Below are 21,112 nucleotides of genomic sequence, written 5' to 3' on the forward strand. Positions count from 1 at the left end.
GAAAAGATGAGCCACATCAATGAATCGGACCTACAGTTTCCGGACACCGGAAATGACGGCGCACACGACGAACATCCGGATGACCTGACGTCGTTCGACAGTTCGACGCTGATGTTTCCGTCGGTCGGCGACGCCGACGAGCCGCGGCAGACACCGCCCGCACAGCCGCCGCAACCACCGGCGAAACAGCGCCGAAAGGCGAAATCGGCTGTGGTGACGCCTGACGAGCCGGCGGCGCAGACCGGGCGGACAGCGCAGCCCACGCAAACCGGGCACACCGAAACCGGCGACGGCTTCGACCTGCCGGTGTGGGGTGCGGGCGTCGGCACAGCCGACGACGAACCGACACAACTATTCACGCCGGCCGAGGCCGCACAGCGCGCGACGACGGCAATGCCCGCGATCGGCGGCACCACCGCCGAGCGCACGCAAATCCTCGCGCAGGGCCGACCCGCGCGCACTGCGGCCAATACCGTCAACGAAACGCATACGGCAGCGCCGGAACCCAACGCTCCGGTGGCGTTTGCGCTGATGGACGGGGGCGATGGTGGGGACGACGACGGCACGCCTGAACACGCCGCTTCGGATGGCGGCAACGGCAAGCGCAAGAAGATCATCATCGGATCGGTCGCTGCGGTCGCTGTGATCGCACTCGCGGCCGGCAGCGCGGCGCTGTGGCAGCGCAACCGCTCCACGCAGGAGGAGAACGCGAAAAACGCCGCAGTCGAAAGCTGCGAGCGCGCACGCACCGCGCTGCAGACCGCGTACACGGCGCTCGACAAGCAGGTGGCGCAATCCAAGCCGCTCACGCAGACGGAGGAGTCCGCCGTGGCCGACGCCGCCACGCTGCAGGCGTTCCAGAAGTCGAACAAGGCGGCCACCAATCTGCAGCAGAAGCAGAGCGAGACCTTGGTCGAGTGCAAGACGTCGGATTCACGCGAACAGCTCGATCGGAACGCGCAGACCATGGATGAGCAGCTCGACAGGGTGGAGAGCGCAACGAAACAGCTCAAGGCCGACGCCAACGCGCTGACCGCCTCGCGTGACGCGAAGAGCACAAAGAGCCTCAAGGACGACCTGGCCAAGGCGATCGCTGACGCGCAGGCCACCTATGACGCATCCGCGAATGCGGTCGCCGACGAGCAGACGCGTACGGCGCTGCAGCAGGCGATCGGTGAAGCGCAGACGCTTGCCGACAAGCCGTCGCTCGACAAGGCCGCGGTCGATGCGGCCAAGGAGAAGCTGACCAACGCGGTGAACGCGGTGGTCGAGTCCGAAAACGCGCTCGCCGAAGCGAACGCCGCCGCCGCGCAGGAGGCCTTGCGTCAGCAGCAGCTGCAACAGGAACAGGCGCAGCAGGAAGCGTTACAACAGCAACAGGAAGCTCTGCGTCAGCAACAAGAGGAGGCCTTGCGTCAGCAGCAAGCGCTTCAACAGCAACAGCAGCAGCCGGCGTCCACAAATCCTTCGGACTCTCCACAACAGCAATAGTAAGGTTGGGTGTGCGCCTTTCGGCTGGTCCTCATATCAACACGCAGCAAAGTCGGAGTGATTAGAGGTGTGGGTGCGGCTTCTTTCAGGGCGCACCCACACGCATATTCAGATGCTCGAATCGGCGGCCACGCTCATCACATACACGTTCTTGCGCAGCTGGCGGGATTGCGCGCGCGTGATGTCGTCGGCTTCGAGCATATCCTGGATCACGCTGAGCTCGATGCCGTAGCTTTCGCGTTTGATCTCCTCGATCTGCGTGATCATCTCGGTTGTGGCGCCCATATTCGGGCGCGCCTTGAGTGTCGCCTCCGCGCGGCGGTAGTCGAGCAGCAGCGCCGAGCAATACTCGGTGTTGTACCTCGATTTGCCCATCTCGTCGTACAGGTGGTCGATCACATTGTCGATCGCCGCCGTCTGCACGGTGCGCATGTGCGCGTAGATCTGGTGTTCGCTCAGCATCGGCGTGTTCTTGCGGATCAGGTTGTTCACGCGGCTCGACAGGATCTTGATGCGACGCTGCAGCGACCGCATGCGACCCTTGATCTGCCAGATCGCGTGCGCGGAGTCGTGGTCGGTGACCGCGTGGCGCAGCGATGTCATGATCTGGTCGAGCAGACGCTCGCATGCCTCGATCTCGAGGTCGCGGTCCACGGATTGTTCGCCGGTCTGCGCTTTCGTGGCCGCGAGCCGGCCCTTCACATAGTCCTTCTCCCACTCGAGCGCCGCAATCTGCAGTTCCGAGAATCCGATTGGGTCGATCGCGCCCAGACGGTGCTTGAGGCGTGTGATGCGCTTGGTGTACGAGTCGATGACGGCCATGACGGCGCGGCGGTTGTCGGGCGTCACACGTTCGGCGAGCTCCTCGACCGTACGGCGCAGCACTTCGATCGAGGCCTCGGTGATCGCGCGCGAATCATCGGTGCTCTTCTTCGGCGCCACCACGGGCAGCAGGAAGTTCGCGAGCAGCAGCGTGACGACGATCACGCCGCCGGCGATGAAGATGAGCTCGTCGCGCATCGGGAACCATTCGCCGTCTGCAAGCGTGTAGGGGATCGTGAACATCAGCGAAAGCGTGATCGTGCCCTTCGGGCCGCCGAAGGTCATGACGGCGGCCGAACGCCAGCGTTCCTTGGTCATGCGCCGGCGTTCGCGCGTCACCTCGTGGCGCGTGATGCGCAGCATGGCGGCCACCCACGCGAACCGCATGCCCACAACAACCGTGGCCACAATCAGGATCGTGGCGAGCAGGGTGAGATTGCTGATCTGCTGGTCGTTCCAACTCGCCTCCATCGCGTCGGGCAGCAGCATGCCGAGCAGGATGAACACCGCGCCGTTCAACGCGAACGAGAGCACCGACCACACGCTGGATGCGACGATGTTCGTGCGCGCCACATTCGGCCCCACGCCGGAACGGTCGAAGCGGATGATCAGGCCGGCCGCCACAACCGAAAGAATGCCGGAGACATGGATCGCCTCGGCGCCCAAGTACAGCAGGAACGGCAGGAACAGCTCCATCAACACGCGCGTTGTGGTCGTCTCCCAGCCGAGCGAGCGCACCGTTTCGAACAGCCAGTTGATGATCAGGCCGAGCACCACGCCCACGATTGCGCCGCCGAAAAACGAGATGAAGACCTCGCCGATCGCCTCGCCCACCTCGAATGTGCCGGTGACGGCGGCGGCGATCGCAAATTGGAACCCGACGATGCCCGACGCGTCGTTGAGCAACGATTCGCCTTTCAGCACGCCCACCTGACGTTGCGAAAGCGATGCCTCATGACTCAGCGAGCTCACCGCGACCGCATCGGTCGGCCCAAGTGCCGCGCCGAGCGCAAGCGCGGCGGCGAGCGGCACGGCCGGCCATGCCGCGTGCAGCGTGAACCCCACGCCCACCATTGTCGCGATGGCCAGGCCCACGGCCAGTGAGAGCGAGAGTTTCAACGATTTGAGCAGCGAGCCCTTGTCTATCTCATGCGCCTCCAAATACAGCAGCGGCGCGATGAACAGCACCATGAACAGTTCTGGGTCGAGTTCGGTGTCGGGAAAGAACGGCAGCTGCGAGGCGAGCACACCGAGTGCGATCTGCACAAGCGGTGTGGAGACCTTGGGGATGAACCGGCTGAGGAACGAGGACAGCACGACCGCAGCAATGATGCACAGAATCAGTTCGAATGTGGGCACAACCGTCCTCCTCGCTCACCAAGCATCTCAGGGAACCAGAATATCAAGTGAGTGGTCACCATATGGAAACCATGTCAGCCGGAGGAATACGCCACGGGTGGTGCCACAATGAGCCCATGGCCAATTCCGTGAATCCCGCACTGCCGCCGCTCGACCCGCTGACGCTCGACGAGGCGATGGCGGCGGCCCTCGAACAGGGCGCGTTGGCGGCGCTCGCTGGCGATGTGCCGGTCGGCGCCGTCGTGCTCGACGAACAGGGCCGGCTCATCGGGGCGGGTCGCAATCTGCGCGAACGCGACGGCGACCCGCTCGCGCACGCCGAAGTGGAGGCGATGCGCGCGGCCGCCCGCACGCGCGGCGACTGGAATCTGGAGGGCTGCACGCTCGTCGTCACGTTGGAACCGTGCCCGATGTGCGCGGGGGCGTGCCTGCAGACGCGCATCGGGCGCATCGTGTTCGGTGCGTGGGATGCGAAGCTCGGCGCGTGCGGCTCGGTGTGGGACCTGCCGCGCGACCCGCATGTGGGCCACGAGCCGCAGGTCTTTGGCGGCGTGCGCGAAGAGGAGTGCGCGCGCGTGCTCACCGACTTCTTCCGCACGCGCCGCGCATAATTTTCTTGCGCGCTGCGGGGAACACTCCGAATCGTGGCAAGGAATCCGCGAATCCGTAGGATGGTCGCGAGATCGCATCAACTGGTGCAATGACGCATCCATACAGGGAGGGCAGGAAAATGGCAATCATGGATTTCCATGGGAGTTCGAGCCGTGGCGAAGATATCCACGTCGTGTATGTCGAGCAGCGGGACGCGCGGTCCGCGTTCGCATTCGCGATTGTGGATCGCGAGCTGCCGCGCATTGTGCATTGGGGCCGGCCGCTCTCCGACCCGCGCACACTCGTCGCAGCGGTCGATGCGCTGCGCCCGCAGCGTGTCTCCGGCGCGCTCGACGAGACGGCCTGGCCGAGCATCCTGCCCACGCAGGCCGAAGCATGGACCGGCGCGCCGCGCTTCGTCGTGCGCGCCGGCGGCGTGGAGCTGTTCTGCCGCTTCACCGTGGCCGATGTGCGCATCGACGATGGCGGCGCAACGGTCAGCGCCGAGGACGCCGAGCAGGGCGTGCGCGTCCTGTGGCGGTGCGAACTGCGTGAAAGCGGCCTCGTGCGCCAACGCATGTCGGTTGTCAACATGCGCGCCGAGGACCTGGAAATCGGCACGGTGGAGCTCGCATTCCCCGTGCCCGCGGACATGACCGAGATCCTCACGACGACCGGCCACCACCTGCGCGAACGCTCGCCGCAGCGCCAGCCGTTCACAATCGGCCGGTTCCAGAAGGCGAGCCTCGTCGGACGCCCCGATTTCGATTCGTCGCTGCTGCTGAACGTGGGCCGCCCCGGCTTCGGTTTCACGCACGGCGACGTCTACTCCGTGCATGTGGCCTGGAGCGGCAACTCACTCATGGCCGCGGAACGTCTGCCGTACACCTCCGGCCTGATCGGCGGCGCGGAAGCGCTTTCCGGCGGGGAAGTGACGTTGTGTGCGGACGGGGACGATAACCGCTACACGACACCATGGCTGTACGGCTCGTACGGCGAAGGGTTCAACGAGGTCGCATCACGCTTCCACAACGAACTGCGCGCGACGCACGCGCAGTGGCGCGCCGAACTCGGTGTGGCCGAAAAACCGCGCCCCGTGATCCTCAACACATGGGAGGCGGTCTATTTCCAGCATGATTTCGACACGTTGAAGGCGCTCGCCGACAAGGCCGCCGCAAGCGGCGTCGAACGCTTCGTCGTGGACGACGGGTGGTTCGGCGCCCGGCGCGACGATACCGCAGGGCTGGGCGACTGGCACATCGCACAGGACGTCTGGCCGGACGGCGACCATTCACTCAAGGCGCTCGCCGACTACGTGCACGCCAAAGGCATGGAGTTCGGCTTGTGGTTCGAGCCGGAGATGGTCAATCCCGATTCGGACATGTACCGAGAGCACCCCGACTGGGTGCTGCGCCCCACGGCGCATCGCCTGCCGATGCAGGGCCGCAACCAGCAGGTCGTCGACCTGACGAACCCGCAGGCCTACGGCTATGTGTACGGCTGCATGGATGCGCTTGTCAGCGAACTCGGCATCGACTACATCAAGTGGGACCACAACAAATACGTGACCGAAGCGGTGTCGCCGCGCACCGGCCGACCGGCCGTGCATGGGCAGACACTCGCCGTCTACCGCATCTTCCGCGACCTCAAAACCGCGCACCCCGGCCTGGAGATCGAAAGCTGCTCGTCCGGCGGCGGCCGCGTCGACCTCGCGATCCTCTCGCTCGCCGACCGCATCTGGGCGTCGGATTGCGTCGATCCGGTCGAACGCGCGGACATCCAGCGCTACACGTCGCTTCTCGTGCCGCCGGAGATGATCGGCGAACATGTGGGCGCGAGCCCCGCGCATTCCACCCACCGTGCGACGAGCCAGCAGATGCGCATGGCGATGGCGTTCTTCGGGCATCTGGGCATCGAATGGAACCTGCTCAAGGAACCACAGTCGGCGCTCGACGAACTCGGTGTGTGGGTCGACGCGTACAAGCGGCACCGCGCGGACTTCGCGCACGGCACCGTGGTCCACGGCGATGCGGCCGATCCCGCAGTGCGCGTCGATGGCGTCGTCAGCGCCAGCGGCGAACGCGCCGTCTACCGCTTCACGCAATTGACGACATCGCAGACCTACCCGGCGGCACCGGTGCGCCTGCCGGGACTCGCCCCGGACGTCGACTATCTGATCCAGCCGCTCGCATGCAATCTCGCCAGCGGCGAGCCGTTCACACAAATCGGTAACGGGCAGAGCGAACTCGGCTGGTGGAACAGCCAAGGCGTGGTCATGAACGGCGGTGCGCTCGACGCGTTCGGCCTGCGCCCGCCGTGCATCCACCCGGCGAACGCCGTGCTGTTCAGCGCCACGCGCGTGTGAGCGCGGTCAGCTGATGAACGTGGAGATCGCGCGTGCGGCCGCTGAATCCGACCACAGGCGCCAGCTGAAATCCGGGATTGAGAACGAGACCGGCGCGGCCTGGCTGTGCCGGTAGGTATCGATGCCTTTGCGGATGAACTCGCGGTTCTTCTTGGCGATGAACGAGCTTTCGCCGCTGATGAGCACCGTCGTGGGCATGGCGAGGTTGGAGACGGTCGCGACGAGCACGCCAAGGCGGAAGCAAGTGCGCTCGCCCAAGCGCCGTGCTTGTGGCACGTTCGCGTGAAGGTCGCGCGCGAACTCCTCGAACGTGGTCACACGGCCGACGATCGCCGAGTACTCCTCGGCGATCGAATCCGACGTGAGGCACTGCGAACAGCCCACATGGCCCGACGAGCAGCGCGGGCCCTCCGGGTCGATCAGCACATGGCCGGCCAGGCCGTAGCTTTTGTCTGGATTGTCGATGGGATTGCCGCGGTCGGACAGCGAATAGCCCACGCCGGCGCCCATCGTGATGACGGCGAAGCGGGGGACACCGATCGCGTCACCGAACCAGCATTCGTACAGCAGGATCGAATCGAGATCGTTGAACACGCGCGTGGGGATGCCGGTCGCCCGCTGCACGAGGGCGCCCAAGTCCACGACCGAATCCCAATACAGGAACGGCGCGAAGGTCACAAAACGGTCGTCGACGATATGCCCGCCGAGCGAAAGCCCGATCGCCGTCGGCACCGGCGCGTCGGGGGAGGTGGTGCCATGCACCATGCGCGCGATCTGCGCGACAATCGTGCTGGGCGAACGGTCGGTGATGTCTTCGGTGCGCTCGCTGCCGATCGGGCGGCACATCGCATTGACTTCGGAGACGGTGATCGCCCCGTCGTGGATGTTGATGCCGATGAAGGTGTGGGAATCCTCGCGGATGCGCAGCGCCGTCTGTGGCCGTCCACGCCGACCGCTCGCATCGTGGACCGTGAACCCCGGGGGCAGTGTTCCCGTCTGCGCGGAGCCGGCGGGCATCTCCTCGATGACGCCGTCATAGATGAGGTCGCTCGTGATGCGCGAGAGCGCACCCTGTGACAGATTGAAGATCTGCGCGAGCGGTGTGCGCGCGATCGGGCCGTATTGCATGATGCCACGCGCAACGTCGTGCGTGGCTTCCGACTTGTTGAACCAGTGCGGGAACTCAAGCGAATCCGATTTTGTTTCCATGGGTATATAAATATACGCCCATTTTCTTACTCCGTTTTTGGACGCGCGGGGAGGTGGGAATGAAAACTGTGCATCCATACACTGACGTGTATTGGCCGATGTGAAGAAGGACCGGCCGCAGTGAGGAACAAGACAACGGACGAGGGAGTCACTATGAAGTTCGCTACGAACGCCGGGCATTCGGTGCTGCGGCGCGCGTTGAAGGGAATCGGGGCCGCCGTATGCGCGGTCGCGGTCGGGCTGGGGGCGGCCGCCTGCGGCGCCGACAGCGGCGCGGGGCAGGTCACACTTGATTTCTTCCAGTTCAAGGCCGAGGCCGCGGACTGGTTCAAGCAGGCGGCCGAGGAATTCGAACGCCAGAACCCGGACATCAAGATCAACATCAACAATTCCGCGAACGCGCAGACCGATCTGCGCACGCGCTTCGTCAAGGACCGTGTGCCAGACGTCATCACATTCAACGGCGACTATAGCTTCGGCATGTTCGCCGCGAGCGGCGTCTTCCATGATTTCACTGATGACCCGCTTGTCGACGACCTGAACGAAGGCATGGTCACGATCGCGAAGAACCTTGTGCAGACCAACGACCCGGCGAAGAAGCGGCTGTACGGCCTGCCGTTCGCCGGCAATGCGTCCGGTTACATCTACAACAAGGATCTGTTCCGCAAGGTCGGCCTCGATCCGGAGAATCCGCCGCAGACGTGGGATGAGTTCACGGCGATGCTGCAGACCTTCCGCGATGCCGGCATCGACCCGGTGCAGGCGACGCTCGCCGACGCGTGGACGACGCAGGCGCCGCTCGCCTCGCTCGCGGGCACACTTGTGCCGGAAAGCGAATACGCGGACCTCAAGGACGGCACGACGACGTTCAAGCAGATCTGGACGGAGCCGGTGGCCAAGGAGATCGAACTGTTCACGTATGCAGACGGCGAGAAAGGCGTCACCTACCAGCAGGGCACACAGAACTTTGCGAAGGGCGCCGCGGCGATCATCCCGCTCGGCACGTACGCGATCCCGCAGATCACGATGATCAACAAAGACATCGACCTCGGTTTCGCGCAGATGCCGGCCACGAACGACGCCTCCGAACAGGTCCTCACCGCCGGTGACGACGTGATGCTCACGATGGGCGCCAACAGCAAGCACAAGGAGCAGGCGATGCGCTTCATCAGGTTCCTCATGAGCAAGCAGCAGCTCGAGGACTATGCGCGTGCGCAGTCCGCGATCACGCCGCTCAAAGACACCTATTTCGGCAATCCAGCGCTCGAAACGGTGCGGCCGTTCTTCGAAAGCAACCGTGTGGCCGATTTCTGCGACCACTACATCCCGTCATCCATCAACATCGGCGGCTACCTGCAGTCCGCGATCATGAGCGGGAACGTGAACCAGTTCGTCGATGCGATGCAGAACGAGTGGGACAAAGTGCAGGCCCGCGATTTCCGCGAATGAGATTGCAAGGAAAGGAAAGCCAGAAATGACTTCGTTGACCAACACCGGTCAGCAGGCACGCGCAATGGAGGACGTGCTTGCCAACGACATCGACACCCATCACTCCCGCAGGCCGGCGAACAAGACGCCGCGCAAGCGGAAACCATCCGCATTCTCCCGCCGCAAAGTGGATCGCGCCTATTATTGGATGGCCGTGCCGGCCGCGGTGATCTTCGCAGTGTTCCTGTATGTGCCGTTCATCCGGGGCATCATGTACTCGTTCACGAACTCGCAGGGCTACGGCAGCTATGACTGGATCGGGTTCAGGAACTACACCGCGCTGTTCCGCGACGAACGCGTGGGGCACGCCTACCTGTTCACGTTCCTGATCGCGGTCGCGATCACCGTGCTGATCAACGTGATCGCGCTGTTCCTCTCGGTCGCGCTCAACGGCAAGATCGCGTGCAAGAACGGCTTCCGCGCGATCTACTTCATCCCCTACACGCTCGCAGTGCTCGTCATCGGCTACGTGTTCAAATACATTTTCATGCAACCGCTGCCCGCGCTCGGCAAGGCGCTCGGCATCGGCTGGCTGAGTGAATCATTGCTGACGAGCGAGCGGTATGCGTGGATCCCGATCGTCTTCCTGGCCGTGTGGCAGGGCGTCGCCTACTCGGTGCTGATCTACCTCGCCGGCCTGCAGACGGTGGACACGGAGGTCTATGAGGCCGCCGCGATCGACGGCGTCAACGCATGGCAGAAGTTCTGGAAGATCACCTTCCCGCTCATCGGGCCCTTCTTCACGATCAACCTCGTGCTCACGATGAAGAACGCGCTCGGCACCTTCGACCAGGTCGTGGCGCTCACCGACGGCGGCCCGAACTCGAAGACGGAGACCGTGACCTACCTCATCTGGAAGGGCGGCCTGACCGGCGGCGAATACGCATACCAGACCGCGAACGCCGTACTGTTCTTCATCGTCCTCGCGATCATCGCGTTCATCCAGCTCAAGTTCTTCGGCAGCAAGGAAAAGGTGTGAGGCCATGACCACCGCAACAACCAACATCCAGTCATCCATGGGGCAGACCGCCGCGTCGGCGCCCACGAAGTTCCGCAAAGACAAGCGCATCAACTGGTGGCTCACGGCAGTCGTTGCCGTGTTCAGCCTGACGATCCTCGTGCCGCTGTACTTCACGGTCGTCACCGCGTTGAAGACGCCAGCCGAAGCGGGCACATTCAGCCTGCCGACGAGCTGGCAGTGGGGGAACTTCGCCGCCGCGTCCGCGAAGGTCGACTACCCGCGTGCCGCGCTCAACTCGGCGATTATCACCGTGCTCGCCGTCTCACTCACGCTCGTGACGAACACCTTCGTCGCCTACGCGATCGCGCGCAACATGGACAAGCGGTTCTTCCGCTTCCTCTACTACTTCTTCATCGCCGCGATGTTCGTGCCGTTCCCGGTCGTCATGCTGCCGCTCGCGAAGCAGATGGGCTCGTGGCACCTCGATAACCAGGCCGGTCTGGTCATCCTGTATGTGATCCTGGGCCTCGGCACGAACCTGTTCATCGCGACCGGTTTCATCCGCTCGATCCCGGTCTCGCTCGAAGAGGCCGCGCGCATCGACGGCGCGGGCACGTGGCGCATCTTCTGGAAGATCATCTTCCCGCTCATGGGTCCGATCAATGCGACGATCGCGATCATGACGGCGTTGTGGGCGTGGAACGACTTCCTGCTGCCGCTCATCATCCTCACGAACCAGCAGGACCAGACGATCCCACTCGCGCAGTACGTGTTCAGTTCGCAGTTCGCCACGAACTACCCGCAGGCCTTCGCGAGCTACCTGATGGCCATGGCCCCGGTACTCATCGTCTATATCTTCGCCCAGAAGTGGGTCGTCGGCGGTGTGATGCGCGGCGCCGTGAAGTAGCGCGGCGGCAATACCGTTCAGATACCCCCATGCGGTAGGCCGCACTCGATTCCCGAGTGCGGCCTACCGTTGCACAGGGCATGATGCGCCGAAAATCTCCGTGTGTGTTCCTGTACGCAGGAAAACTCTGTGCCGCGTTCGGTGACTAATCATTGTTCAACATGAGATGTATCCAATGATTCGAACGTCTCGTCGGCGTTGTCGAAACGCGCCGACTTCTTGCTGGCGATGGCGCGGGCCTCGTCGAGTGCCTCAGCGGTCTCCTGAGGCATATCGGGATAGAAGAGATTCAAGGGAATCCCATGCTCGCGAACAATCTGCCGGTAGAACGCGCGGGTCACGCTGGAGAGGTCAAGTCCGAAATCCTCTGCGATGTTGGCGGCCTGCTTTTGGTGTGTGCGTCGACACGGATGGTCACAGATGCCATGGTCATAACGACTTCGATCTCTGTTGTAAGACAATGGCAGGTATATGTCTTACATCGTGTCTGGCAGTCGTGATCCATTCAGAAGATTTCTCGCATGCATACCGTATGGATGGCGCCACGTCGGCCGGCACGCGGGTGTGCTTGTAGTGCAGGGCAAGGTTGGCTACTATGTCGGCAACCTTGACAACGCAAGCGCGCAAAGGAGAGTGCCCATGACGAAACGACTGTTGGAAATCACGTCGGTGACGGCCCACACGGAATGCGGGCCCACGGGCGAACGCAGTGACATGCCATTGCCGCTCGACGCCGCCGAACTGCGTAAGACCGGCAACCTCATCGAGATCTCCGTGCACGCGCAGCTGCCCGTTGAGAACCCCATCCTCGAGCATGCGACTTTCCAGCCGGGATGCTCGCTCACGGTGTCATGCGCGCTGCCCAGATATTCGCGGCCCGCGCAGGGAACGCCGATCCTGTGCCTGTACCAGCACAAGGAGTGGTGGATGCGGCCCACGTGGGTCAGCTGTTTTGCAGATGTGCCGGAGCGCACGCAGATGCTCGTGTGGAAGACGCGGAGAACGTACAAGGGTCAGGTCCGCGAGCAATGGCATGTGCTGCTCGCGGTGAGCGACGGGGAGTGCCGTGCCGATATCCGCGGTTGCGCGACGGATGCGGCAGGCGCGGCAGGTGGGGTGCTGGCCGTCGATAGCTCGACGAATCGCGTCGGTCAGACGAGTCTGGACGGCCTTGCTCTGCTGTACGCCCGTGGCGGTGACCCGTATGCACTCATCGAACAATGCGTGACTGCAACGTGGAGGCGCTTGCCGGTAGGGCCGAAGTCCTTGCGCCGGTTCCCGGAGGCGTTGCGCGGCTTCGGTTGGTGTACGTGGGACTCGTTGGGGCAGAACGTGAGCGAAAGCGGCATCCTCGCGAAAATGGATGAGTTCAAGGCGAAACAGGTGCCGGTCTCGTGGGTGCTGATCGATGATGGTTGGTCGCAGACGCGCAACAACAAGCTGACCGGTTTCGGCGCCGATCCCACCCGCTTCCCCCAAGGCCTTGCGCACACCATCGACGTGCTCAAACAGGACTACGGCGTGCGATATGTGGGCGTATGGCAGGCGTTCCAAGGGTACTGGGGAGGCGTCGACCCCGATTCAGATGCGTTCAAAGAGCGCAGATACATGTTCGAGACATTGCCGGGTGGCATGACCGTGCCATCCGCCCAGCCGGCATGGGATATGTTCGTGGACGGCGAATGCCTGTCCGAGTACGGTTGCGAACGGTTCTGGTGGCGTTGGAGTGAAGAGCTCGCCAACGCTGGCGTCGACTTTGTGAAGGTGGATTCGCAGAGCACGATGTCGGTGCTCACGCGGGGTGCACAATCATACGGTACGCTGCTCATGCGGCACCGTGCGGTCGATCTTGCGGCGTCCGCGTTCTTCAATAACGCGCTCATCAACTGCATGGGCATGGCGCCCGAAGACTATTGGCGGCGCCCGTATTCGCCGATCACGCGCACAAGCGACGACTTCTTCCCGCGCATCCCCGAGTCGCTGCCCGAACACGCGATCGAGAACGCCTACTGCTCATTGCTCATGGGCTGCCTCTACCACTGCGACTGGGACATGTTCTGGACCAAACACCCCGACGCGCGCGTGCACGCGTGGCTCCGCTGGTTCAGCGGCGGCCCAGTGTACTGCTCCGACGCGCTCGGCGAAACCGATCCGGAGACGTTGAAGCCGTTCTTCGACGAAGACGGCGTGCTGACGCATCCCGACGGTGTGGGTATGCCGGTCATAGGCAGCCTGCTTTCCGATCCGGTGCATTCCACTGTTCCTCTTGGCGTTCGCAACACGTTCCGTGGTGAGGAGGTGCTGTTGTTCGTCGGCCTGAACACCGCAGCCGTCCAGTCCGCGCACATTCCCGCCGGCGATTCCGCGTGTCTGGTGCGCAATCTGGAGACAGGCGAATGCACACAGGTCGGCGCGGGAGAGACCCTCGACGTCGAACTGCGGTACGGCGAATACGCCGCGCTCGCCGTGGCCCGCGCATAAATACTTTCCCACACGCCCACAGCGCACAGCGAATGGGAAACTAATTTACTGCCGACTAGCATGGGCACATCTGAAAATCGTTGAAATACCAAGCAAAGGAGCCTCAAGTCATGACGACGCTCAACCGGTCCGCAATTCCCGACGACGTGCGTACCAACGGCGCGACGCCGAACCCGTGGTGGGCGAACGCGGTCGTCTACCAGATCTACCCGCGCAGCTTCCAGGACTCCAATGGCGACGGCATCGGCGACCTCAAGGGCATCACAAGCCGGCTCGACTACATCGCGGATCTGGGCGTCGATGTGATCTGGCTGAGCCCCGTCTACCAGTCGCCGCAAGACGACAACGGCTACGACATCTCCGACTACCAGGCGATAGACCCGCTCTTCGGCACGATGGAAGACATGGACGAGCTGCTCGAGCAGGCCCACGCCCGCGGCATCAAGGTGATCATGGACCTCGTCGTCAACCACACGTCCGACGAGCACGCATGGTTCCAGGAATCGCGCGACCCGAACTCCGACAAAGCCGACTGGTACTGGTGGCGCCCCGCACGCGAAGGCAAGACGCCCGGCGAACCCGGCGCCGAGCCGAACGAGTGGGGGTCGTACTTCGGCGGCTCCGCATGGCAATACGACGAGCAGCGCGGCGAATACTTCTTCCACCAATACTCCAAGAAGCAGCCCGACCTCAACTGGGAGAACCCCGAGGTGCGCAAAGCCGTCTACCAGATGATGAACTGGTGGATGGACCGCGGCATCGACGGATTCCGCATGGACGTGATCACCCAGATCTCCAAGGTCGTCGACTCGCACGGCCGCCTGCCTGGCGAACCCGGCTCTGAAATAGAGGATTACCCGGCCGGCCCGGAAGGCTATTCCTCGCCGTATCCGTTCTGTTCCGACGGCCCGCGCGTCGACGAGTTCCTCGCCGAAATGCGCCGTGAGGTCTTCGAACAGCGCGGCGGCTACATGAACGTGGGCGAGGCCCCCGGCGTGGACGCCTCGCGCAACGAATACATCACCGACCCCGCGCACAAGGAACTCGACATGCTGTTCCTCTTCGACCACGTGGGCATCGACCAAGGCGATTCCAAGTGGGACGTTGTGCAGTTCGACGTGCGCCACCTGCGCGAGCGCCTCAAGGAACAGCAGGAAGCCGTGCATGATCGTGGCTGGGCGAGCCTGTTCACCTGCAACCACGATCAGCCGCGCGTCGTGACGCGCTGGGGCGACGATTCGACCGAAGAGAACCGCGCGCACTCCGCGAAGGCCTTCGGCATGCTCGTGCACCTGCACCGTGGCACCCCATACATCTACCAAGGCGAGGAACTCGGCATGACCGGAGCGCACTTCACCGAGCTCGGCCAGTATCGTGACCTCGAAGCGATCAACGCCTACCGCCAGCGTGTCACCGAGGCGAAGGTGCAGTCGGGCGAGTCGATGATGGATGCGCTCGCGATGTTCGGCCGCGACAACGCGCGTACGCCAATGCAGTGGGACGGCTCGAAGTACGCCGGCTTCACCGCTGCGGACGCGCCGAAGGAGCCATGGATCTCCGTCAACCCGAACCATGTGGAGATCAACGCCGCCGCGCAGTTCGACGACCCGGACTCCGTGTATGCGTTCTACAAGAAGCTCGTCAACCTGCGGCACAACAGCCCGGTCGTGGCGGCCGGCGAGTGGGAGCTCGTCGACGACAACGATGAGGCCGTGTACGCGTTCACGCGCACGCTGGGGGAGCGCCGCATGCTCGTCATGATCAACCTGAGCGGGCGCCATGCCCAGCTGCCTGCGCACACGCAGGAGCTGCTGCGCAATGGGGTGGCGGAAGACCATGTGGTGCTGAGCACCTATGATGCAATCCACAGCGTCAAGTCCATCGCCAAGGGCGAGCTTTCCGAGTGGGAAGGCGTCGTTGTGCAGCTGTAACGGCGCTCAAGCACTAAAAAACCGGCCCTTGAGGCCGGTTTTTTAGTACGCCTAGACCCATCTTGGCTGGGGAGGAGCATTTTCCAGGGACCCCTCAGGTATGAGGGCTGAAACCATGCCATGTATAGCCGCCCGTACTGGCCCTGTCCCAAGAAAATGCTCCTCCCCAGCTGAGATGGGTATGGTGCAGGTGCCCAGCCATTACAATGTTGGGTAATCATAACGAGTGTGTCCAATACGAGGGGATCCACATATGGGCGACGCAGCTGTACTTGACCTGACCATCGGCAATGGCGACGACTATGCGTTCGGCTCGTACATCGCCTGAGCTACCGATGCCGCGCAAGCGGAATTGGATCAGTTGGCTGACATCATCGCTTTGGCCGAACGGCTGCAGCCCGAATGCGACCAACTCGACTATGCGTTGGCCGCCGGCTCAGGCGCACTCTGCGGCGTGATCGACATCTTCTGCGTAGGGGCGCCGGGGGATTCGAAACTACAGGGGCCGGCGTTGCAGTGGATGCGGCGCGCTACGGTGACCTTTGCGAAACTGTGTGGTTGGAGCGGCGAACAAACCGGCATCCAATCGGCCGTGGCATTCCTTGCAACCAAGTTCCTTGCCGACTCCGGTTCCCCACATGCCCGGAAACTCGGCCTGTTGTTCGAGGAAGACATCGACCCGGAAAGCCGGGGCAGGTCGTTCCGCGCGTTCGGGCGCGAATCGTCGTTGCTCGGCGTCTTCTTCGCCATTCTCGGCGAATTCACCAACATGGCCCCTGCCGGAGAGACGGGCAAACTCCACTTCATGCATGACAAGGATGCAGGCGCCGGTTTGCACGGCAGCACACCCGCAGAGAAGATTTTCTGCGGCGTCGTCAATTGGCTTGGCTACCAGTTGTTCGGCCGCGATGGCGCCGTTGAGGCCATGCAGCAGACGCTGCCCGCGCGGGGCATCCCCACCCCGGTGTGGACTATGATCAAGCAATACGCCATGCAGGCCCGAGACATTCCACTGCCCGCGCCCAGGTTCCTTGAGCGCTTCCAGCAGCTCGCCAATCAGGTCTACGAGCAGGGATATGACGTTCGGTTCCTCGCCGCGCAATCCGTTCCGGTATTGCTCAACGAGGCCATCACCCGGCTGTTCTACGCCGTCCGGCGGCTGTTCGCCTACGCCAGTTCCACCAACCCCGGTGATTTCTCCATGCAAGCCATGTGGGAGGCGTGCGAACCGTTTTCCAATTCGACCGTGCAGCGCATGCTCACGGTGGCACATGGCACGTTCTGCCTGTTGGACACCACGGATGCCGCAATCCGTGGAGCTGTCATCGGCGCCGGCACATTCAACGTGCGGGAATTCATGATGCGGCTCAACCTGGTGGGGGCCGGCCGGTTCGCCATCAGTCTATACGGCGAGGGCGTGCGGGCGGTGGCATTGCAGACCGCCGGGCCAAACGCGGAATTCGCCCGGCGCGAGCGTACGATCGTCGAAGACTATCTTGATGGTCTGCGCGAACTCGGCAGGTTGTACGACGACCGCCACTTGGTTGATTTCACCGAGGACTTCAAACACAGCGCGCCATATGAACGCGCATTCGCAAAATCCGTGCAGTTGGCGCAACTGCGCAAGGTGCCGGAGGAGCGCATTCTGGCGTCCAAATCCGACATTGACGCATATTTCAACAACTAGGAGCAACCATGGGCAATTTCTTCGACAATATGGGCAATGCGTTCAACGAGATAGGCAAGAACGTGAGCAAAGCCACGGGGGACGTGGTGAACAATGTCGGCAAGGCCGCCGGTGATGTGGGCAACAACATCTCCCGGGCCGCAGGCGAGGCGGGCCGCAACATCAACAATTTCGCAGGTGATGTGGGGCGCAATGTCTCGTCCGCCGCGGAAAACGTGTCGCACAACGTGGGGGCCTTCGCCTCACAAGTGGGGGAGAACGTCTCCAAAACCGCCGGGGACATCAACCGCAACATCCAAGGTGCCTTCGAGAAGAAACCCTCGAAGATGGAAGAGGCGCGCACTGAAGCGCAGCACGCGTTGGACAAGGTGAACAAGCAGTTCGTCGAGCTGGGTGAACGTGACGCGCGGCTTTTCGACAATCTCAACGAGATCCAGGCCTGCTTCGACGCCATCAGGAACATTCCCGCTGAGCAGCGTCTCCAGTACGAGGAGCTGAAGAAGATTCGCCTTGAATGGAAGCAGCGGGCGCAGAAGATCGAAGATGATTACAAGAAAGCAACGCTGAAGAACGCCGGTGCGGGCGCGGCCGGCGTAAGCGCCGGTGTGGCGTTCGCCGCGCTTGCCCCCACCGCCGCCATGGGCATCGCCAGCACGTTCGGCGTAGCTTCCACCGGCACCGCCATCTCCGCGTTGAGCGGCGCCGCAGCGACCAACGCGGCGCTTGCTTGGCTCGGTGGCGGTGCGTTGGCGGCTGGCGGCGGTGGCATGGCCGCCGGCAATGCGTTTCTGGCCATGTGCGGGCCGATCGGTTGGGCAATCGCCGGCGTTGCGCTGCTGGGCAGTGGCTTCTTGCTGTACAAAGGCAACGAAGAGAAGAAGAAGCTCGAGAATGTGTTCACCTTGATCGGCAAACGCGACACCAAATCGTACAATCTGGCGGAAACGGAGCTCAAGGAGCGCATTGTGCGCATAGACGACGAAAATCCCCGCCTTGGCGAAGCCATCGCGCGCACGAAGTCGTTCGGGCTGGACTACAACCAGATGACCGAAGCCCAGCAGTACGAACTTGGGTCGTATGTGAATCTGATGAACGCCTCCACGCAATTGCTGGTGAATCCGATTCTGGGACTGCAGCCGAAGGTCACACCAGAAGACCTGACCGAGTTCGGGCTCTCGACAGGAAAGCACTTTGACAAGAAGCACGGTGAGGCCATTGTCTCACTGGCCAATCTGCTGTACAAGATCGACGTCGACGGCACTGACCGCAGACTGCTGGGCAACGCATTCTCGAAGAACAGGGATTTCCTGCAGTCGGTGCATTTGGACAAGAAGGATTTCGACCCGTCGGTGTTGACGACGGTGAATGAACTGCTCCTGTGGAAATATGGCAAGGACGCGGCGGGCAAGCGGTAGAAGCGGGGGCCGAGCCGCTTGGCACACACAAGGTTTCCCGTGAAACATGCTGCCGGCGAAAGGTGCGCTTCGGGCTGAGTCCTTGCGGATCGCATCTTTCAACCGCCCGTCTCATGCGTGCGGCCACTAGGCGGACGCAGCGCTGGCAGTTGCCGTGCGGAACCCTACAATAGCGGCTTATGGAACAGAAAGATGTGTTGCAAGCAATGCGGCATGACCATGCCGCCGAATTGAAACTGGCCGCCAGCCGTCTGGACGGAACCGCGAAGCACACGCAGATCATCGCCTCGCCGGTGCTGTCCGAGATGACCGGCCATACGATCCTGCTCAAGCCGGAGAACCTGCAGGTCACTGGCTCGTTCAAGATCCGCGGCGCATACAACAAGATCGCCTCGCTCACCGACGAAGAGCTCGAGCGCGGCATCGTCACGGCCTCCGCAGGCAACCACGCGCAGGGCGTGGCCTACGCGGCGCGCGAGCGGGGCGCCAAAGCAACCATCCTCATGCCGGAAATCACCCCGCCGCTCAAGGTGGACGCCACCAAGGCGTACGGCGCCGACGTCGTGCTGCACGGCGAGGTCTTCGACGAGGCTGCCGCGTACGCGATCGAACTGAGCCAGAACGAAGGCATGACGTACGTGCCGCCGTTCGACGATTACGCGGTGCTGTGCGGGCAGGGCACCATCGGCATGGAAATCCTCGAAGATGTGCCCAACGTCACCGACGTGGTAGTGCCGCTCGGCGGCGGCGGCCTCGGCGCGGGCGTGGCGCTCGCGATCAAGACATTCCGCCCGGACGTGCGTGTGATCGGCGCGATCCCCGAAGGCTCGCCCGCATGGCGCAAGTCGCTCGACGCAGGCCGCGTGATGGCGGCCGACAAGGTCGTCACTTCGGCCGAAGGCGTCGCCGTGCGCCGTCCCGGCGACCTGACCTTCGCGCTGCTCAACGAGTTCCTTGACGATCTGGTCGAGGTGTCCGAGCGCGACATCAACGAGATGATCCTGCTCATGCTCGAAAAGCACAAGATGGTCGTCGAGGCGGCCGGCGCAGTGTCGCTCGCCGCCCTCGAGCACCTCAATCTGCGCTCGCGCAAGTTCGCGGAGGCGGAGGGCGACCACGTCGTCGTCCCGATCATGTCGGGCGGCAACATCGACACCGTCACGATTGGCGCCGTCATCCAGAAGGGCATGATCGCGCGCGGCCGCATCATGAACTTCGAGGTGGAGCTGCCCGACACCCCCGGCCAGCTCGTCAAGGTCGCCACAATTCTGGCGAAGGCGCGCGCGAACGTCATCGCGCTCGACCACGACCAGTTCAAGGCGAACGGCCACTACACGAACTCCGTCGCGCTCGGCGTGACAGTCGAGACGAACGGCCCCGAGCACATCGAGCAGGTGCTGCAGATGATGCGCGAGGCGGGGTATACGCCGAAGCGCATCTACTGACGCGCTCATAACGCACGAACGGCGGGATTCCGGTGAATCCCGCCGTTCTGGTATATGCGCGTCACTCCTGCGCGATCGTCTGCTCCACGAGCTCGGGCAGCGCCACGGCGATGTCGTCATGGATCAGCCGGTCGGCGAGCGAATCGTACTGCGTGCGGCCCATGTTCATGATCGTAATCGGCACGCCGGCCTGAGCGGCAGCGGGCACGATCGACGCGGCGGGGAAGACTTCGAGTGTCGATCCGATCACCCACAGCTCGTCCGCGCGTTGGGCGGCGCGGATCGAGCGTTCCATTGCGCCTTCGGGCAGCATTTCGCCGAAATACACGACGTCCGTCTTGAGCAGCCCGTTGCACGGCATGTTCCCCTTGTACGGCAGGCGGCGGTGGCAGTGCGGGTCGGGTTCTTCGTCGAGGCGCGCCATGATGTCCGCCGTGTCGTACTTCGCATGGCACTTCATGCAGTGCGATGTGCCGATGGTGCCGTGCAGATTGACGATCTTGTCCGGGCTGTTGCCGGCCTTTTCGTGCAGCGCGTCGAAGTTCTGCGTGGCGATGAGGCTCAGCATGCCGGCTTTCTCCAGGTCGACGAGCGCGTAATGCGCCTTGCCGGGTTTCGCGTTCCATACCGGTGACTCCTTCTGCCAACGCCACGAGTATTCGCGCGCCGCCTTGTCGGTCAGGAAGGCGTCGATGTCGTACACCTGCATTTGGTCGGGGTGCTTGGTCCATACGCCATCGGGGCCACGGAAGTCCGGGATTCCTGCGGACGTGGAGATGCCGGCCCCCGTGAGGACCATGATTTGTTTCTGTGCCATTGGTTGCTCCTGTTCGATCTGTCTATGGTCTGCCTATGTACAGGCTTACCACGGATGACACGGTGGTGGGGAAGAAGTACGTAAGGCGTGGTTGTGGGTTGTAGTTGTGTTGTGCGACACGCCGGTGGAGGTGTTGTGTTTGT

14 protein-coding genes and 1 pseudogene are annotated in these 21,112 nt (G+C 63.1%); 11 read left to right on the forward strand and 4 right to left on the reverse strand.

Annotation, left to right across the window (positions count from 1 at the left end; genetic code table 11):
- Positions 1–6: 6 nt before the first annotated feature.
- The gene (locus tag OU02_RS05970) at positions 7–1,491 is read left to right on the forward strand and encodes a hypothetical protein (protein WP_033489295.1); all 1,485 of its coding nucleotides are present in this window, start codon (positions 7–9) and stop codon (positions 1,489–1,491) included.
- A 108-nt stretch (positions 1,492–1,599) separates the two neighbouring features.
- Here OU02_RS05970 and OU02_RS05975 read toward each other — a convergent pair whose 3' ends face one another.
- Complete coding sequence (locus OU02_RS05975) at positions 1,600–3,672, reverse strand: Na+/H+ antiporter (protein WP_033489297.1); 2,073 nt, start codon at positions 3,670–3,672, stop codon at positions 1,600–1,602.
- Positions 3,673–3,788: 116 nt separating this feature from the next.
- On the opposite strand from OU02_RS05975, the gene OU02_RS05980 reads away from it, so the two are divergent.
- Together OU02_RS05980 and OU02_RS05985 are read left to right on the forward strand one after the other, a co-directional pair.
- Entirely contained in the window at positions 3,789–4,283 is a 495-nt protein-coding gene (locus tag OU02_RS05980) for a nucleoside deaminase (protein WP_152593155.1), read from the forward strand.
- A 119-nt stretch (positions 4,284–4,402) separates the two neighbouring features.
- Positions 4,403–6,628, forward strand: a complete 2,226-nt coding sequence (locus tag OU02_RS05985; protein ID WP_033489299.1) for an alpha-galactosidase — start codon at positions 4,403–4,405, stop codon at positions 6,626–6,628.
- Positions 6,629–6,634: 6 nt separating this feature from the next.
- On the opposite strand, the gene OU02_RS05990 is transcribed toward OU02_RS05985, so the two are convergent.
- Positions 6,635–7,837: an ROK family protein gene (locus OU02_RS05990; protein ID WP_033489301.1), complete on the reverse strand. Its 1,203-nt coding sequence runs from the start codon at positions 7,835–7,837 to the stop codon at positions 6,635–6,637.
- Positions 7,838–7,990: 153 nt separating this feature from the next.
- On the opposite strand from OU02_RS05990, the gene OU02_RS05995 reads away from it, so the two are divergent.
- The 3 genes from OU02_RS05995 (at position 7,991) to OU02_RS06005 (ending at position 11,193) form a co-directional block, all read left to right on the forward strand.
- Complete coding sequence (locus OU02_RS05995; RefSeq protein WP_033489303.1) at positions 7,991–9,286, forward strand: ABC transporter substrate-binding protein; 1,296 nt, start codon at positions 7,991–7,993, stop codon at positions 9,284–9,286.
- 64 nt (positions 9,287–9,350) lie between these two features.
- Positions 9,351–10,304, forward strand: coding sequence for a carbohydrate ABC transporter permease (locus tag OU02_RS06000; RefSeq protein WP_101428183.1), 954 nt, complete (start codon positions 9,351–9,353; stop codon positions 10,302–10,304).
- A 4-nt stretch (positions 10,305–10,308) separates the two neighbouring features.
- A complete protein-coding gene (locus OU02_RS06005; RefSeq protein WP_033489307.1) occupies positions 10,309–11,193 on the forward strand; it encodes a carbohydrate ABC transporter permease in 885 nt (294 codons plus the stop codon).
- Positions 11,194–11,342: 149 nt separating this feature from the next.
- Here the strand turns inward: OU02_RS06005 and OU02_RS08135 are convergent.
- Positions 11,343–11,626, reverse strand: a pseudogene (locus OU02_RS08135) (type II toxin-antitoxin system RelB/DinJ family antitoxin).
- Positions 11,627–11,832: 206 nt separating this feature from the next.
- Here OU02_RS08135 and OU02_RS06015 point away from each other — a divergent pair.
- From OU02_RS06015 to ilvA, 5 genes are all read left to right on the forward strand, one after another.
- The gene (locus OU02_RS06015; protein WP_238552025.1) at positions 11,833–13,674 is read left to right on the forward strand and encodes a Sip1-related alpha-galactosidase; all 1,842 of its coding nucleotides are present in this window, start codon (positions 11,833–11,835) and stop codon (positions 13,672–13,674) included.
- A gap of 110 nt (positions 13,675–13,784) precedes the next feature.
- Positions 13,785–15,605, forward strand: a complete 1,821-nt coding sequence (locus OU02_RS06020) for a glycoside hydrolase family 13 protein (RefSeq protein ID WP_033489309.1) — start codon at positions 13,785–13,787, stop codon at positions 15,603–15,605.
- Between the two features lie 361 nt (positions 15,606–15,966).
- Complete coding sequence (locus OU02_RS08140) at positions 15,967–17,292, forward strand: hypothetical protein (protein WP_051918323.1); 1,326 nt, start codon at positions 15,967–15,969, stop codon at positions 17,290–17,292.
- Positions 17,293–17,300: 8 nt separating this feature from the next.
- Positions 17,301–18,707, forward strand: a complete 1,407-nt coding sequence (locus OU02_RS06030; RefSeq protein WP_202962612.1) for a hypothetical protein — start codon at positions 17,301–17,303, stop codon at positions 18,705–18,707.
- A 179-nt stretch (positions 18,708–18,886) separates the two neighbouring features.
- Positions 18,887–20,152, forward strand: coding sequence for a threonine ammonia-lyase (gene ilvA / locus OU02_RS06035; RefSeq protein ID WP_033489311.1), 1,266 nt, complete (start codon positions 18,887–18,889; stop codon positions 20,150–20,152).
- 61 nt (positions 20,153–20,213) lie between these two features.
- Here the strand turns inward: ilvA and OU02_RS06040 are convergent, their stop codons facing one another.
- A complete protein-coding gene (locus tag OU02_RS06040) occupies positions 20,214–20,969 on the reverse strand; it encodes an SIR2 family NAD-dependent protein deacylase (protein ID WP_022857813.1) in 756 nt (251 codons plus the stop codon).
- Positions 20,970–21,112 lie beyond the last annotated feature (143 nt).

It is taken from the genome of Bifidobacterium pseudolongum subsp. pseudolongum DSM 20099 (assembly GCF_000771225.1).
GTDB classification, from domain to species: domain Bacteria; phylum Actinomycetota; class Actinomycetes; order Actinomycetales; family Bifidobacteriaceae; genus Bifidobacterium; species Bifidobacterium pseudolongum.

Excerpts from the sequence above, each read along its gene's own strand:
- OU02_RS05970 (WP_033489295.1), top strand. The coding sequence starts at position 7 with ATGAGCCACATCAATGAATCGGACCTACAGTTTCCGGACACCGGAAAT.
- OU02_RS05980 (WP_152593155.1), top strand. The coding sequence starts at position 3,789 with ATGGCCAATTCCGTGAATCCCGCACTGCCGCCGCTCGACCCGCTGACG.
- OU02_RS05985 (WP_033489299.1), top strand. The coding sequence starts at position 4,403 with ATGGCAATCATGGATTTCCATGGGAGTTCGAGCCGTGGCGAAGATATC.
- OU02_RS05990 (WP_033489301.1), bottom strand. The coding sequence starts at position 7,837 with ATGGAAACAAAATCGGATTCGCTTGAGTTCCCGCACTGGTTCAACAAG.
- OU02_RS05995 (WP_033489303.1), top strand. The coding sequence starts at position 7,991 with ATGAAGTTCGCTACGAACGCCGGGCATTCGGTGCTGCGGCGCGCGTTG.
- OU02_RS06000 (WP_101428183.1), top strand. The coding sequence starts at position 9,351 with ATGGAGGACGTGCTTGCCAACGACATCGACACCCATCACTCCCGCAGG.
- OU02_RS06005 (WP_033489307.1), top strand. The coding sequence starts at position 10,309 with ATGACCACCGCAACAACCAACATCCAGTCATCCATGGGGCAGACCGCC.
- OU02_RS06015 (WP_238552025.1), top strand. The coding sequence starts at position 11,833 with ATGACGAAACGACTGTTGGAAATCACGTCGGTGACGGCCCACACGGAA.
- OU02_RS06020 (WP_033489309.1), top strand. The coding sequence starts at position 13,785 with ATGACGACGCTCAACCGGTCCGCAATTCCCGACGACGTGCGTACCAAC.
- OU02_RS06030 (WP_202962612.1), top strand. The coding sequence starts at position 17,301 with ATGGGCAATTTCTTCGACAATATGGGCAATGCGTTCAACGAGATAGGC.
- ilvA (WP_033489311.1), top strand. The coding sequence starts at position 18,887 with ATGGAACAGAAAGATGTGTTGCAAGCAATGCGGCATGACCATGCCGCC.
- OU02_RS06040 (WP_022857813.1), bottom strand. The coding sequence starts at position 20,969 with ATGGCACAGAAACAAATCATGGTCCTCACGGGGGCCGGCATCTCCACG.